The sequence below is a fragment of the Mannheimia sp. ZY171111 genome (genome assembly GCF_017750945.1).
GTDB lineage: Bacteria > Pseudomonadota > Gammaproteobacteria > Enterobacterales > Pasteurellaceae > Mannheimia > Mannheimia pernigra.
This window is the reverse complement of record NZ_CP046532.1, coordinates 710,989-725,441: the sequence shown is the minus strand read 5'-3', so window position 1 is coordinate 725,441 and position 14,453 is coordinate 710,989. Positions and strand designations below refer to the sequence as shown.

At 37.0% G+C, this 14,453-nt stretch carries 14 protein-coding genes and 1 pseudogene; 12 read left to right on the top strand and 3 right to left on the bottom strand.

All coding sequences use genetic code 11. From position 1 onward, the window contains the following. The first annotated feature begins 25 nt into the window (after positions 1-25). The 9 genes from GM698_RS03455 to qatD all read left to right on the top strand — a co-directional run bounded on the left by GM698_RS03455 (position 26) and on the right by qatD (position 10,394). Positions 26-3,658, top strand: coding sequence for a hemagglutinin repeat-containing protein (locus tag GM698_RS03455; protein ID WP_245189284.1), 3,633 nt, complete (start codon positions 26-28; stop codon positions 3,656-3,658). After that, entirely contained in the window at positions 3,651-3,905 is a 255-nt protein-coding gene (locus GM698_RS03450; protein WP_209289659.1) for a hypothetical protein, read from the top strand. Before GM698_RS03455 ends, GM698_RS03450 begins: the two co-directional genes overlap by 8 nt. Before the next feature lie 160 nt (positions 3,906-4,065). Then, complete coding sequence (locus tag GM698_RS03445; protein ID WP_176808836.1) at positions 4,066-4,653, top strand: hypothetical protein; 588 nt, start codon at positions 4,066-4,068, stop codon at positions 4,651-4,653. Between the two features lie 203 nt (positions 4,654-4,856). After that, positions 4,857-5,096, top strand: a complete 240-nt coding sequence (locus tag GM698_RS03440; RefSeq protein ID WP_176808835.1) for a hypothetical protein — start codon at positions 4,857-4,859, stop codon at positions 5,094-5,096. Between the two features lie 328 nt (positions 5,097-5,424). After that, on the top strand, positions 5,425-5,631 hold the full coding sequence (locus GM698_RS03435) for a hypothetical protein (protein ID WP_176808834.1): 207 nt from the start codon (positions 5,425-5,427) through the stop codon (positions 5,629-5,631). 208 nt (positions 5,632-5,839) lie between these two features. Then, the gene (locus tag GM698_RS03430) at positions 5,840-7,606 is read left to right on the top strand and encodes a P-loop NTPase fold protein (RefSeq protein WP_176812203.1); all 1,767 of its coding nucleotides are present in this window, start codon (positions 5,840-5,842) and stop codon (positions 7,604-7,606) included. Between the two features lie 3 nt (positions 7,607-7,609). Beyond that, positions 7,610-8,350, top strand: a complete 741-nt coding sequence (locus GM698_RS03425; RefSeq protein WP_040080882.1) for a hypothetical protein — start codon at positions 7,610-7,612, stop codon at positions 8,348-8,350. Next, complete coding sequence (qatC, locus tag GM698_RS03420) at positions 8,350-9,666, top strand: Qat anti-phage system QueC-like protein QatC (protein ID WP_176808832.1); 1,317 nt, start codon at positions 8,350-8,352, stop codon at positions 9,664-9,666. Before GM698_RS03425 ends, qatC begins: the two co-directional genes overlap by 1 nt. Further along, on the top strand, positions 9,663-10,394 hold the full coding sequence (qatD, locus tag GM698_RS03415; RefSeq protein ID WP_176812204.1) for a Qat anti-phage system TatD family nuclease QatD: 732 nt from the start codon (positions 9,663-9,665) through the stop codon (positions 10,392-10,394). The genes qatC and qatD overlap by 4 nt, the downstream gene beginning before the upstream one ends. Before the next feature lie 59 nt (positions 10,395-10,453). Here qatD and GM698_RS03410 read toward each other — a convergent pair. Beyond that, positions 10,454-11,536 (bottom strand): annotated as a pseudogene (locus GM698_RS03410) (IS481 family transposase). Positions 11,537-11,579: 43 nt separating this feature from the next. Further along, on the bottom strand, positions 11,580-11,996 hold the full coding sequence (locus tag GM698_RS03405) for a helix-turn-helix domain-containing protein (protein ID WP_111313030.1): 417 nt from the start codon (positions 11,994-11,996) through the stop codon (positions 11,580-11,582). A gap of 154 nt (positions 11,997-12,150) precedes the next feature. Between GM698_RS03405 and GM698_RS03400 the strand changes: the two genes are divergently transcribed. The 3 genes from GM698_RS03400 to GM698_RS03390 all read left to right on the top strand — a co-directional run bounded on the left by GM698_RS03400 (position 12,151) and on the right by GM698_RS03390 (position 13,988). Next, positions 12,151-12,795 carry a hypothetical protein gene (locus GM698_RS03400; protein WP_176812205.1) on the top strand — a complete coding sequence of 215 codons (645 nt, stop codon included), beginning with the start codon at positions 12,151-12,153 and terminating at the stop codon, positions 12,793-12,795. Between the two features lie 87 nt (positions 12,796-12,882). Beyond that, positions 12,883-13,512, top strand: coding sequence for a hypothetical protein (locus tag GM698_RS03395; protein WP_176812206.1), 630 nt, complete (start codon positions 12,883-12,885; stop codon positions 13,510-13,512). A 32-nt stretch (positions 13,513-13,544) separates the two neighbouring features. Further along, the gene (locus GM698_RS03390) at positions 13,545-13,988 is read left to right on the top strand and encodes a hypothetical protein (protein WP_176669973.1); all 444 of its coding nucleotides are present in this window, start codon (positions 13,545-13,547) and stop codon (positions 13,986-13,988) included. 59 nt (positions 13,989-14,047) lie between these two features. Here GM698_RS03390 and GM698_RS03385 read toward each other — a convergent pair whose 3' ends face one another. Then, on the bottom strand, positions 14,048-14,452 hold the full coding sequence (locus GM698_RS03385; protein WP_040080879.1) for a hypothetical protein: 405 nt from the start codon (positions 14,450-14,452) through the stop codon (positions 14,048-14,050). Position 14,453 lies beyond the last annotated feature (1 nt).

The window sequence follows — 14,453 nt, the reverse complement described above, 5'->3', positions numbered from 1 at the left end:
ATATAAAGCCTTAATGAATAACGGAGTGAAATACGCTAAACAATTTAACCTTGCTGTTGGGGTTGGTTTAACCGCAAAACAGATGTCCGAATTGACAACAGATATGGTGTGGTTAGTGAATAAAGAAATCACGCTGGCTGATGGGCGAAAAGTAACAGCCCTTGTGCCACAAGTGTATCTGGTTGCCCGCAATAGTGACATTACTTCCCGAGGTGCAGTGATTTCAGCCAATCAAATTATCGGTAATGTTGATAATCTACAAAACAGTGGCGTGATTACCGGCTTAGATTTAACTCGCTTACACAGCAATCAACTGGAAAATCGAGGCACGATTTTGGGTGATACGGTGGATTTATCGGCTAAGCAAAACCTCATCAACTTAGGCGGTAAGATTGAAGCGGTGAAAGATTTATCCCTTTATGCAGGCAAAAATCTCGAAATCAGCTCTACCCTCTCATCAAGTCAAAGTACTGACGGCAACTTTGCCCGCACGGTGTTAGACCAACTCGCTTCGGTCAAAGTCACCGGTGAAGGTGGACGTTTAACTTTACACAGTGACGATAACCTTACGATAAAAGCCGCTAATATTGAAAGCCAAGGCAGCTTAAAAGCGATAGCAGACAAGGCGTTGAGTATTACTACGCTGAATGTGAGCAACAAAGAACACTACAACGGCAATGCGGATAACTACTATCGTTTAGACCAACAAGGTGAAATTGGCTCAACCCTGAGAGGTAAAGACGGTGTTCGCCTAGTCGGAATGGAAAATGCTACGCTTCGCCAAGCCACGGTGAGCAGCGAAAGCGGTGAAACCTTTGTTGGCTCAAAAGGTGATGTGCGTATTGAATCAGGCGAGCAATCCGAACAATTAGCCAGCAGTTCGAAAGGCAGTACCAAAGGTTGGTTTAGTAAAACCACGGAAACCCGCCGTCACTACCACGATACCACGGAAAATATCGGCAGTAAGATAGACGGCAATCATGTCACACTCTACTCGGAAGCTGGCAAAGTTGATATTCACGGCTCTGTGGTGGTTGCCGATAAGCAGCTAGTGATTGATAGTAAAGAAGGGGTAAATATTACCTCTGCCACCAAGACGCATTATGCGGAAGATGAACGGATTAAAACGAAAAGCGGTTTAATGGGGACAGGTGGAATTGGTGTTAGTGTGGGCAAGAAGAAAGAACAAATTGAACAAGACCACACCCAACAAAGTGCGGCGCGTAGCCAAGTGGGGAGCTTATCGGGTGATACAATAATCCGCACAGACGGGCATTACCAACAAACCGGCAGCGTCGTGACCTCCCGAGACGGTGATGTAGATATTACCGCCAAATCAGCCAACATTACGGCGGCACGTTCGGATTATGAAAGTAACTACAAACGGACTTATGAGCAGAAAGGGGTGACGGTTGCCGTTAATATTCCTGTGGTGCAAGCGATACAAGCGGTCGAAAAAACCGTAAATTCTGCAAAATCGGTGGGTAGCAGTAAAAACGACCGAATCAATGCATTAGGGGCGGTGAATGCCGGTTTTGAGGCGTGGCGAGCGGCAGAACAAGTTGGCAATCTTGCTAAAGCATTAAGCGAAGCACCTACCCAAGCCCTCAGCCAAGATGTGAGCGTATCGATAACCTATGGCGAGCAAAAAAGTGTCGAAACCCAACATAGCAAAGGGAACAAGGCAGAGAAAAGCCAAATTAACGCCGGCGGTAAGGTCAATATCAAAACCGAAGGCGGCGGCAAAAACTCAACCTTAACGATTGCAGGTAGCGATGTCTCAGGCAAAGGCGGTACACATCTGAAAGCTGAAGGCGATGTGAATATTTTAGCTGTGGATGAAAATCACCTTGAACGAAGTAAAAACAAATCCAGCGGTTTTAATGCCGGGGTAGCAATCAGCTACGGCTCAAGCGGTTTTGCGTTTGGTGTCACGGCAGGTGGCAATGTGGCAAAAGGCTACGGCAATGGTGAAAGCCAAGCGTGGGTGGGTAGCCAAGTGGGCAGCCTAGATAGCCGTACCACGATTGAAAGCGGAGGCGATGCCAACATTATCGGTTCACAGGTGAAAGGCAAATCGGTCAAAGTGAATGCGGAAAAGCTGAATATCCAAAGCCTGCAAGACACAATGAAGTATGAAGGCAAGCAGGAAAGTGCTAGCGGACAAGTCACGGTGGGCTATGGTGCTTCGGGCAGTGCGAGTTACAGCAAATCGAAAATGAATGCAGATATGGCAACAGTCAATCAGCAAGCAGGAATATTTGCAGGGGATGAGGGGTATGACATTCATATCGCCAACCACTCAGACTTGAAAGGTGGGCTGGTAACCTCAACGGCACAAGCTGAAAATGAAGGAAGAAACCAATTTAGTACAGGCACATTGAGTTATAGCCATATCGAAAACCACGCAGACTATAAAGGCAGTGCGGTAGGCGTAAGTGCAGCAGGCGATTATAAAGGCGGTTGGAACGGTCAGAAAGTGGATAAAGAGGGCAACCCAACCCACAGCCTAAGTAATGCGATTGGTTATGGCAAAGACCAAGACAGCCAAGCAGGCACAACGTATTCAGGCATTAACACCCAAAACCTGATTATTCGAGATGAACAAGGACAATTAGAGAAAACAGGTAAAAATATTGAGCAAATCAAAGAAGACATCAAAACCGACATCACGACTGAAACAGCAGAAAGCCGTTCAGGTAAATTAGAAAATCGGTTTGACAAAGATAAGTTACAAAAAGAGCTGGATTATCAGGTGAAAGCAATAACTGATTTTCAAGCCATTACCATGGCAACCATCAATGAAAAAGTTGCCACTCACGCTGAAAGCAAACGAGCAGAGGCTGAACAGGCGAAAGCCGCAGGCAATACAACCAAAGCGAGAGAGCTAGAACAAGAAGCGGAGAAATGGGAAACAGGTGGAGCTTACCGACAAGGAGTTGATGCTGTAACTAATGCGGTAGGGTTAGCTTTAGGTGGAAGCCCAACGGCAGGGGTAATCGCAGGGGCAGTTTCGCCTTATATCAATACAGGAATCAAACAAGCAACAGAGGGGAATACAGAAGCGAACCTGATAGCTCACGCCATTTGGGGAGCGGTGGAGGCTTACACGCAAGGCGGCAAAGCTGGAGCTGGTGCGGCAGCAGCGGTAACGGGCGAAGTGGGTGCAAACATCATCGCTAAAAACCTCTTCGGCAAAGAGCCTGAGAACCTGACTGAAGAGGAAAAACGGACGGTGTCGGAGCTAAGTCAAGTAGCGGCTGGGCTAGCTGGTGGTTTAGCTTCAGGTTCAGGCAGCTCGTTATCTACAACTCAGGCAGTGAAAACTGGGCAAGAGGTTGGGAGGAATGCGGTGGAGAATAATGCTTTTTTAGATTCTCAAGTGTCAGATCTTTTCAAAGATTTAGAGAAAGCTGAAAAAGAAGGGAGTTCTCTTGAAGAAGTTTTCCGTAAGTATAAAGAACTAAGTGATAAGCAACTACAAGATATTCAAGAAAATTGCCAATCTGCATGGTGTCGATATGGAGTGGAGAAAAATAATGAGGAAGCTAATCAAAGGGCATTGGAATTAGTTGGTTTCTTTAATTCTCAGTTATCGACATTATCAAACGCTACCCAAGAGAGATTTATCGAATTTGTTATTTCAGAAAATGCATAAAGAAATAGATTTTATTAATGGAGCAAGAACCCCATTAGAAAAAGCGATTGTTTTTTTAGTAAATAACTTTGTTGAAGATAGAGAAAATAAAGGGATAAAGATTTCACCCCAAATTGCTTCTTTTGCAAAGAAAACAACATTGGCAAAACCTATTGAATATTTATCTAAACCAAAACAAAAAGTAAATTCTTCTTCAATAGGAGATATTGTTCGCACTCCTACAACCCATGCTGAAGATTTTGAATGAAAAAGAGATAGCAAAGGTAATGCTGTTTATGTAAATAAACACACTGGAGAAATTTGGTCGAAAAGTAACACGAGACATTCAGATAAAGCTGGTGAGTGGAAAGTTGGTTTAAACGGAAAAGAACCAACAGCCTCTAAGAAAATTACTATAGGAGATTCAGATGGAAAAATCATTAAAAAAGATGATAAATAAGAGTGTTTCATTAGATAGATTTAATTTTTCAGGTTTTAGTTCGAGTAGTCTATGGGTTGGGTATTTTGAGTCCCAAAATGCTCATAATTTAACTTTAATAAAAGAAGCCTTAAATCTTGCCTATGATTTTTTTAAAGATGGTTTAAATGAATTTATTGCTGTAAGTTCATTAAAATATTCTAAAGAATATGATTTTAAAAATGAGGGGGAGTATTATTTCAATCTATTGAGGAGAGCTAAAAAATATAATCTTATACAAGAATCCACAGAGGTGTTTGAGGATTATTTATATGGGGATATTCCGTTACCAGCAGATTGTTTGACTATATCTTTGGATAAAAAACTTTTTCCTTGTTTGGCAAAGCTAGTTATGGGTTGCAATGCAGTGCTAGGGAATATCTGTTTTTTCATTTCACCTAAATTAAATATTGCGATATATCCACATGAAGATCTTGGATTTGGAGTAATCTCTTTATCTGAGGATAGGAGTTTATGTATTGAGTTTCTAGAATTTTGTTCAAAAAATAAAAATTTTATAGTTCATATTGAAAATTAATAATATATGCAATTTATTTTATTCTTAGCTAAATTTTAGTCTTCGATAGCACTAGCATCTATAGCTAGTGCTACTTAATCTAAATTAGGTAGCTATGGGAATAATCTTATTAGACCTACCATTAATGCTGCTTGGGGAGAATGGTCAAATCAAAAAATATCAAATACTTTTGATAGCCTTAATAAAAGTAGCGAGGAGGAAAAATGATGAAAAGCTTTTTTACTATTTTAATCCCATCTGTATTAGGTTTTTTTATGACATTTGCATTGAGTGTATTTTTTGATTTTATATTGTTTTTATCTTTTTTAAAGATAAAAAATATAGATTTTAAGTTGACAATTAACTACCAGGAGACTTTTGTTTTTTCAGTAAAAATTATGGCATTGATTTTCCTTACTTCATTATTATATGTTCTTGTTCTCAAAGAAAAGGCTGTAGATTGATATTATATAGAAGTCAGAATAGGTATTAAAAATATGTTCTGTAACTTAGATGGCAATAGCGTTCACGCTAGCAACCCTTATATTCATAATTTTATTAAACCTACAACAAATGCTATTTTTAGTGAGAAAATACCAAAAGTACTGAATGAAGTAGAGGGTTCTATGAACAAGACTATGGAGAGTAAATAAAATGAAGTAGTCGGGCTAATTACTGATATGTTATCTAATAACAAGCTAAATTCTATAAATAAACAAATTTTGTCTACGATATCATCTAAATTTTCAGAAGACGAAGTAATTGAACGTTCAAAAGAAACAAGGAAGTAAAATGAAAAGATTTATTTATTTATGTTTTCTCGTTTATATATCAGTTTTTTCAGCTAATTTAGCAATAGAATTAGCTATGAATTTATCTATAAATATTGACTCTATCTTAGATTTTGCTTTAGAAGGGATTGGTTATGGTTTTCTTGGCGGTGTTATTTTGAAAGTGTTTGATAGATTTCCTGATACTACAGATCAGGAAGATGAATAATTTATAGTTTAATTGTATTCGCACTAACTGGTGCTACTTACAAGCGATTAATTATATTGAATATTTTGCAAATTTTAGCGGTAAATCAACCGCTTGTTTTGGCACGAGTGGGACACTCGCGCCATCGGGGAGATACTCAGGTTATCGGGAGCTTCAAAAATGTGTTAGTATTATAAAGGTCTATATTTTTATAAATCAGGGTGATTTAATGTGGTCAGATACTGAGTCTAAAGAAGACTATCTTAATTTTGGTGAGGTATCCCAAATTGTTACTGAAATATTGGAAACTGAGGCTATGTTACCAGTTTCAATAGGTATTTTTGGTAACTGGGGAGCAGGTAAGTCCTCTTTGTTAAATTTAATTGAGCAACAAATCAAGCCCGATGAGTGGATTGTGATTAAATTTGATGCTTGGCTTTATCAAGGATTCGACGATGCCAGGGCAGCACTTTTAGAAGTGATTGCTAGTCATTTGATTCAGGCTGCCAAAGATGACGAAACCATTTGGAAAAAATCTAAAAATTTATTTGCAAGAATTGATGGATTGCGTTTGTTTGGTTTAATGGCTGACGGGGCTGCTTTAGTAGCAGGAATACCAACTTTTGGTTTAATTTCCAGAACATTTGAAACAGCCCAAAATTCATTGGATGGTATTCAGGATGAAGCAGAAAGCAAACAAGTTGTGGAGGTAGGAAAAGAAATTGTTGATTCAGGCAGAAATCTGATTAAATCCAAAGAAAAACAAACACCACCACAGCAAATTGATGCATTTAGAAAAGAATATGGCGAAATATTACAGGATTTAGGCAAAAAGCTAGTTATTGTGATTGATAATCTTGACCGTTGCCTGCCTGCTAATGCTATTCAAACATTGGAGGCGATTCGTTTATTTTTATTCTTAAATCGTACTGCTTTTATCATAGCCGCTGATGAGGAAATGATTCGCCATTCTGTTGCCGAACATTATAAAGATTTGTCATATCGTCATCAAATTGATTATTTGGATAAACTCATTCAAATTCCTATTCGTGTACCTAAAGCTGGTGTTCTTGAAATTCGCGCATATTTGTATATGCTATACGCCATTCATCAAAAATTATCTACCGAAAAATTAGAAAACTTACGCCGATTTTTAGAAGCTCATTTGCAACAATCTTGGAAAAATCAATCTTTAAAGCCAGAAGAGGTAACCCACATGATTGGAGAGCAAAATAACCAAGCTCTATTGGCAGATTTTGAACGAGCAAATAGAATATCCCCTTTATTGGCAAATTCCCCTAATATTCACGGTAATCCCCGAATTGTAAAACGCATTTTAAATACCATTAAAATGCGCACCAAAATCGCAGACAAGCGTCAAATTCCACTAAACGAACCAGTTATTACCAAGTTGGTGATTTTTGAGCGATGTGTGGATTCTGATGTAGTAATAAAATTTTATCAGCTTATCAATGAAAAAGAGGGTAAACTTGAATTATTAAAAGAGCTGGAAAATAACCATGAGCAAAATTTATCAACACTCTCTGAAAATAAATCTATTCAAGAATTTATCAAAGAATGGGTAAAATTAGAGCCAAAATTATCCGATGTTGATTTGCGAGCGGCGATTTATTTATCCAGAGAAACCATACCATTAAATACTTATACCGCCCAACTTTCTCAAAAAGCACAAGATGCTTTAAGTATTTTACTTACAACCACAGCAAGAACAGGTTCACAAAACACCCAAAATGTTATTCAGGGATTAACAATGGATGAACAAATCTCTGTTATGGAAACTTTAATTGAACAATTAAGAAAAGTGGATAATTGGGATAAAAGCCCAAATGGTTTTATGGGAGCTTGTTTGCTAGCGGAAAATTCAGAAGACGGTGCAAAAATTTTAAATCGTTTTATTGTTGAATTAAAAAAGAAAGGTATTAATTATCCGTGGCTTAAAACAAGATTAACAAGCGAAACTTGGTATAAGGAGTAATCAATGGGCACTTCACAATCTAGCGTAGGACCAAATGGTCGCTCCCCTCTATTACCTGCTTGGGTTGATGGTAGTCAAACACAACCACAGACACCAGACCCACAAAGAACAAAAGGATTGCGTCAAGCAATCGGTAGGGCTGTGAGAGGTGGTGGGCGTGAGGAAGTGCGTAAAGCACTCGGTCATTATGCCCGAAAAGCCAGTGGCGGTAAGCATATTGCTGTACAAAAATCAGGAAAAATCACCCAAGCCGGTGCTGGCTTATTTGGTATTTTTTCAGGTAGCCAGCAGCAACAATATTTGGTTAATTTACACAGTTTAAATGGTCAGCCTTGCGATGCAGTCATCAACCAAATTACCGAACTTTTGGCGGGTCATCACGGAGATTCAGACAAAATTCGTTATGCAATGAATATTGCTTTATCAGAAGCATTGGAAGGAATGACAACATTTGATGAAAATAGCGTTACCATTGAAGTCATCGGTAAAATGATGATTTGTTATTTAACTGAAAGTATTTTCCTACAAATTGCACACGATGCTGGTAAAGCGTGGAAGAAAGGCGATAATCCTGTGCAAATTGCCGAAGTGGAAAATGCTTTACGACAACTCATTCGTGAAGTGGTGGATATTACGCTTGCCCCTAAGTTTACTGATGATATTTGCCAGCTAACAACTGAACAAATGCAAGAAATTCAAAATCAAGCTATTTTGGAAATTTGGGAAGAATGGGAGGATTACTGATGACCCAATTGGTTTTTCATCACGACATTGAACAATTAAAAAATCTACCAAACGGTGTAATACCTGTTCATTTGTATGGAGTAGGCAACAAAAAACTACAAATTGCTAACATTGGTAATAAGGTTTTGGATGAAGTAAAAAGATTGAGTATTGAGCCCAGTGATGTCGTAATGGATTTTTTGACGATTGCTTTGGCAGTTACGGCAGCAGATACTTTTGTTTTGCGAAAAGATACTGCAAATGGTTGGTGTCGTTCTTTATCCATTACTTTACCTTTGTGCCAGCCTGATATTTGGCAAGCAAACAAAACTCATTTAGAGCAAATTTTACATTTTCTAAGTGGTGATATTTGGCAATTTAATTTTCAGGCAGGAGGGAAATTACCACCGCAGCCCCATAAATTAAATAGCAGAGCTAAATTGGTGGATCTGAGAAATAAAGGCTGCGTTTGCTTATTTTCTGGTGGTTTGGATTCAGCGATTGGGGCGATTGATTTATTAGAACAGGGTTATTCACCTGTATTGGTTAGTCATTCTTATAAAGGCGATAAATCACGCCAGCAAATGATTGTTGAAAAATTTAACCAAAGTCGTTATGCCAATCAATTTTCCCAATTTAATGCAATTGCACAGCCACATTTAAACAATGGCGGGGCAACTGAAATTACAATGCGAACCAGAAGTTTAAATTTCTTGGCATTTGCAGTTGTATCAGCTTATGCATTACAGGAAGTTATTCAAAAAGAGATTGATATTTTCGTACCTGAAAATGGGGTTATTTCAATCAATGCCCCTTTAACCTCACTCAGAGTTGGTACTTTGAGTACCCGTACCACGCATCCTTATTTTATTCAAGAAATACAAAAATTATTCACTGCGGTCAACATTCCTTTTACTTTAAAAAATCCTTATCAATTTAAAACGAAAGGTCAAATGATAGCAGAATGTAAAAATTTACCATTATTGCGACAAATTATCCCTGATACCGTGTCGTGTAGCCATTGGAAACGCAAAAACCAACAATGTGGGGTTTGCGTTCCCTGTTTGATTCGTAGAGCCTCATTGCATTATGCTGGGATTACCAATGATGCTCAATATGAATTTAATGATATTCGGCAAATTTTAATAAATCAGGATAGAAAAGATGATTTGTTTGCTTTAATAAGAGCTATTCATCAAAAAAATGATCGCAATATAAATCAATGGGTTTTACAAAGTGGCCGATTACCTATTCAACAATTAAATCAGTTTGCAAATGTTTTTGTGGATGGATTGAACGAAGTAGAACAACTTTTAATAGCGAACCAAATATTATGATGGATATGCATTGTCATTTGGATTTATATTCCAATCCACAATATGTAGTGGAACGATGTCAAGATGAGAATCTGTATGTCTTATCTGTTACAACTACACCAAAAGCGTGGTATGGCACAAGTTTATTAGCAAAAGATTGTTCTCGTATTCGTACCGCTTTGGGATTACATCCCCAATTAGCTCACGAACGTTGGCAAGAATTAGAATTGTTTGATGCTTTGTTAAACCAAACTCGCTATGTGGGTGAAATTGGCTTAGATGGTGGAAGAGAGTTTAAGCCATATTGGGAAACCCAATTAAAGGTTTTTCGTCATATTTTAAGAAGCTCAGCAAAAGCTGGTGGTAAAATATTAAGCATACACTCTAGAATGAGTGCTAGTGCTGTACTAGATGAATTGAGTCAAATAAATGACAATTTACCAATTCTTCATTGGTTTTCGGGTACCAAACAGCAGTTAAAGCGAGCAGTTGAAATAGGCTGTTATTTCTCGGTTGGACCTGCAATGTTGAGTAGTAAAAAGGGATATGGTTTAGCTCAACTTATGCCAATAGAAAAAATATTAATTGAAACTGATGGACCTTTTGGGAATTTTAAAACACAAGCTTTATTCCCTTGGAATGCTAATATTGCCATTGCAATATTGGCAGATATGTGGAGGATGAATATTTTAGAAACTGAAAATATATTGAGACAAAATCTCTTTAGCTTAGTTTCAAAACATATATAAACTGTAGAAGATCAAACCTAATCTGACAGTTCCCGTTTAAAATTATAGTGTCTGTCAGATTAATTTGAGCTTAAATGCTTTTCCGCCCAAATCCGTTTTCCATCAAGTAATGTGTCCATTGGTGTTCTGCCGCAGCACATTTTTCCTTGATGAGTTCGATGATGATTATAATACATTAACCATTCATCTAAATCCGCTTGTAATGTCGCTAAATCCATATAAATTGTCTTCCTAAATACGACTTGGTAAAACTCTTGTAAAATCGTCTTATGGAAGCGTTCGCAGATACCATTCGTCTGGGGATGCTTCACTTTCGTTTTCGTATGCTCTATGTCATTTATCGCTAAATAAAGCTCATAATCGTGATTTTCCACCTTGCCACAGTACTCACTGCCTCGGTCGGTAAGAATACGCCACATCGGTAATCCTTAGGACTCAAAGAACGGTAGGACTTTATCATTGAGCATATCTGCTGCACTAATTACTGTCTTCATCGTATACAGTTTTGCAAATGCGACTTTACTATAAGTATCAATAAAGGTCTGTTGATAAATGCGTCCAACCCCCTTAAGATTCCCCACATAGAAGGTATCTTGTGAACCTAGATAGCCCGGATGAGCCGTTTCAATTTCGCCACAAGCCACATCGTCTTCTTTTTTACGCTCCAAGGCTTGAACTTGGTTTTCACTCAGAATTATGCCTTTCTCAGCCACTGCTTTTTCTAACGCCTTTAAACGCTGTTTAAAGTTAGCGAGATTATGGCGTAGCTAAATAGAACGCACACCACCTGCTGAAATAAAAATACCTTGTTTACGGAGTTCGTTACTGACTCGTACCTGCCCAAATGCCGGATTATCGAATGCAAACTTCACAACAGCTTGCTCTGTTGCCTCATCCACACGATTTTTTAGATTAGGAATACGCCGATTTTGATTAAGTAAGGCATCCACCCCACCTTGCTCAACCGCTTGTTGATAGCGATAGAATGTATCTGGACTCATCCCCATCATCTTACAGGCTTGAGAGATATTGCCCAGTTCTTCTGCTAAATTTAATAAACCGGTCTTGTGTTTAATAAGGGGATTGTAAGTAATAAAACATGAGAGTTTCCTTTTTTGTTTAGATTGAATTTGGACACTCATATTCTAAACGGGAAACTCTCACTTTTTAGAGTGAATTGTCAGATCAAGTCTGATCTTCTACAGGAAGAACCGTTTTGATTAAATCTTTCAAGGCCTTAATTTCACTATCCTTCTGCTCAAGCAACCTATTCAATAGACATTCCTTTTCATTTGCATGAGAAAGTGCTAGCTTTAAGCGTTCAATCTCAATAAGTAACTGAGTCTCTCCACCACCTTGATATACAGAGCCTAAGGGTGATTCAATTTGAAAACAGATATTTTTACCATCAGATTGCATAAGTTCAACAATATCAATATCAAACACTTGGGCTATTTGCTCAAGTTTCTCTAGGTAGATTTTACTCTCACCTCGTTCAATCTTGGCATAGCCATTTAAAGACATATTTAGCTTCTCAGCCATTTGCTCTTGTGACCACGAGTTACTTTCTCGTAGCTTACGAATTTTCTCGTTGATATCCATGTTTTTTAGTTATTGATTGTTGGTGATACACACTTGTAGTGGTAATGAATAACTACTACAAGTGGCTACATTATATGAGCATAATTCAATAGAATTGATTATTGAATTCTCCCATATTTTAACTTGACATTCAACAAACTTTAGGGTTTTAAACATGAAAAAGCATCTTATTTTATTACCATTTACCCTTGCTCTAACATCTTGTGCAGAGCTTCAATCTCTTGCAACAAACCTTGCGACATCTAATAATCAGATGCCACCTCTCACATTTTATGAGCAATATGCCATTACAGATAATGCAGCTACGGTATTACCTCTCTTGAGACAGAATCTTACTATCTTCGTTGATGAAGATGGTACACACCAAGTATTTAAGTTTTCATCAAGTCTTGTAAATGAGACTACATTTAATTATTACGATCCAGCCTTATCTTGGAACTTTACAAATGTCGTACGCCCTAGTGTAGAAGTAGTGAATAACAAGGTGAAAGATGTAAGCCTATCATTTAGATCCGTCGTTAATTTTTCTCACTCAAATTTCTATAAAATCTTCAACTTGAATCCTAATGACATCAAAATCTCTCAGTTAAAACAACATTGTTCTGATTATAGAAGAACTCTCCCATTCTATAAATTGACAACTAAGGACAGTTCTTCTCTGTATATGATAGAAAATTCCGAGAGTGGTTCTGCTGATTCAAGTACAAACGTTACCTTTTTTAATAAATTGCCAACTTGTAAAAGTTTAGGGTATGAGAAAACGATTAAAGACTATGGGAATGATTCATTTAATGACTGATTCTCTATGAGGAAAGTAGGCTCAGATTTACAAAAGTAGATAAAGAGTACACATAATAATTGAATATTATTAAGTAATGAGGTTTTTATGAATCAACTAATTAAAGAACTAAAACAATTACGGGAAGGGCTTTCAAAAGCTATTATAATTCTACTGAAGATATTAGTTTTTATCTTTACAAAATTTAACTTAACTCATATACCTATTATAGCTAAATTTCTTAAGTTCTCTCATAACACCACAGGAACATTAGAGCAATATCTTCCTAAAGTAGATGAAAAACTAAAATCTTTACGTCAGGAAAATAGTAAAAATAGACATTTTAGAGTATGTATCGGAATTGCTTTCTTCTTTATTGGAGCAGTTGCTGGATTTAGTGCCTTATTCGCTAGTAATGATAACTTTTTCTTCCAATTATTCGATGGCAATGTTTTTTATGTACTCGGTTTTTCTATTATATTTTGCATAATTGGTATTCATTTATGCTCTCGCAGATATTTCTGCCCTGTTTGTTATTGTGAAAAGGCTATCGTTTTAGATAGTAAAAATACTGGTTCAAAATCACATTATGAAAATTGGTCTATAAAACATGGTAATGGTTTGCGTGAAGAATATAGTAATAAGGTCGGTACAACTAATTATTATAGATATCTTTTAAAATGTACCTGTTGTGGACACATCTCAGAATTTAATCGCAAAGAATTTTCGAGAAAATAAAAACTCTTATATTATCAGATTAAGGACTTTATATGAAAAAACATTTTAAATTGATATCTGTATTGGCTGTTAGCAGTATGTTATCTGCTTGTGCTAATTTAGATTTAGGTACTATACTCAAACCACAACAAAATCAGCAGGTAGCACCAACTATCCCTGATGGTTTTGCAGGTAAATGGGTAAACAAGAAAAAATCATCTTATCAATATTGCAACCCAAGTTCGGGAAATTTTGAGCAAGTGATATGGATTATTACCCCACAGCAAAACCATTTAGAACTACTTACTTGGTCGAGCTATAAAGTGATTAAATTTAATTCATTAACAGAGAATACTTTTAATGCACAAGTAGAAGTGACTTCACAAGATGTCGATCCTGATTCTACGAACAATATTACTCAAGAAACACTCAATGCAAAATTAGTAAACCCAAATACGCTTGTTATTGATGGTAAACGGTACTATCGTTGTCCTTAAATATTTAGCAAGATACTCCTAATCATTAGCCACCTTAAATGGTGGCTAATCATAATAATTTATTGTCTATTTACTGCTACTAATGGCTTATTCAAATCATTCTCTGTCATACCTTTCATATAAGCATTATATTGCCATATAATAAATGTTTTTTTATATCTATCATTAATCTCCTCTAAGCGTTGAACTTGAGCCTTTAAATTATTTACCTGCTTTTTTAGATAATCTATAGTTACATTTTTTTCAGGAATAGCAGCTTCCTGTTCTTTTATTTTTTGTTTTCGTTTACTAAATGCTTTTTGAATGTCTGGATAATTTGCCAAAGATTGTCTCTCAATACTTCTAACATTTAATAATTCTGCAACTTTATGGCAAAGTAAGTCCCATGTTAATTTACTATCCCACGTATTAATGAGTAATAAAATTTCTTCTAAATTTTCTTCTGTAATAAGAATCTTCGGCATA

Coding starts and splice junctions, on each gene's coding strand:
- GM698_RS03430 (WP_176812203.1), top strand. CDS start 5,840: ATGTGGTCAGATACTGAGTCTAAAGAAGACTATCTTAATTTTGGTGAG.
- GM698_RS03425 (WP_040080882.1), top strand. CDS start 7,610: ATGGGCACTTCACAATCTAGCGTAGGACCAAATGGTCGCTCCCCTCTA.
- qatD (WP_176812204.1), top strand. CDS start 9,663: ATGATGGATATGCATTGTCATTTGGATTTATATTCCAATCCACAATAT.
- GM698_RS03395 (WP_176812206.1), top strand. CDS start 12,883: ATGAATCAACTAATTAAAGAACTAAAACAATTACGGGAAGGGCTTTCA.
- GM698_RS03450 (WP_209289659.1), top strand. CDS start 3,651: ATGCATAAAGAAATAGATTTTATTAATGGAGCAAGAACCCCATTAGAA.
- GM698_RS03390 (WP_176669973.1), top strand. CDS start 13,545: ATGAAAAAACATTTTAAATTGATATCTGTATTGGCTGTTAGCAGTATG.
- qatC (WP_176808832.1), top strand. CDS start 8,350: ATGACCCAATTGGTTTTTCATCACGACATTGAACAATTAAAAAATCTA.
- GM698_RS03385 (WP_040080879.1), bottom strand. CDS start 14,452: ATGCCGAAGATTCTTATTACAGAAGAAAATTTAGAAGAAATTTTATTA.
- GM698_RS03405 (WP_111313030.1), bottom strand. CDS start 11,996: ATGGATATCAACGAGAAAATTCGTAAGCTACGAGAAAGTAACTCGTGG.
- GM698_RS03435 (WP_176808834.1), top strand. CDS start 5,425: ATGAAAAGATTTATTTATTTATGTTTTCTCGTTTATATATCAGTTTTT.
- GM698_RS03440 (WP_176808835.1), top strand. CDS start 4,857: ATGATGAAAAGCTTTTTTACTATTTTAATCCCATCTGTATTAGGTTTT.
- GM698_RS03445 (WP_176808836.1), top strand. CDS start 4,066: ATGGAAAAATCATTAAAAAAGATGATAAATAAGAGTGTTTCATTAGAT.
- GM698_RS03400 (WP_176812205.1), top strand. CDS start 12,151: ATGAAAAAGCATCTTATTTTATTACCATTTACCCTTGCTCTAACATCT.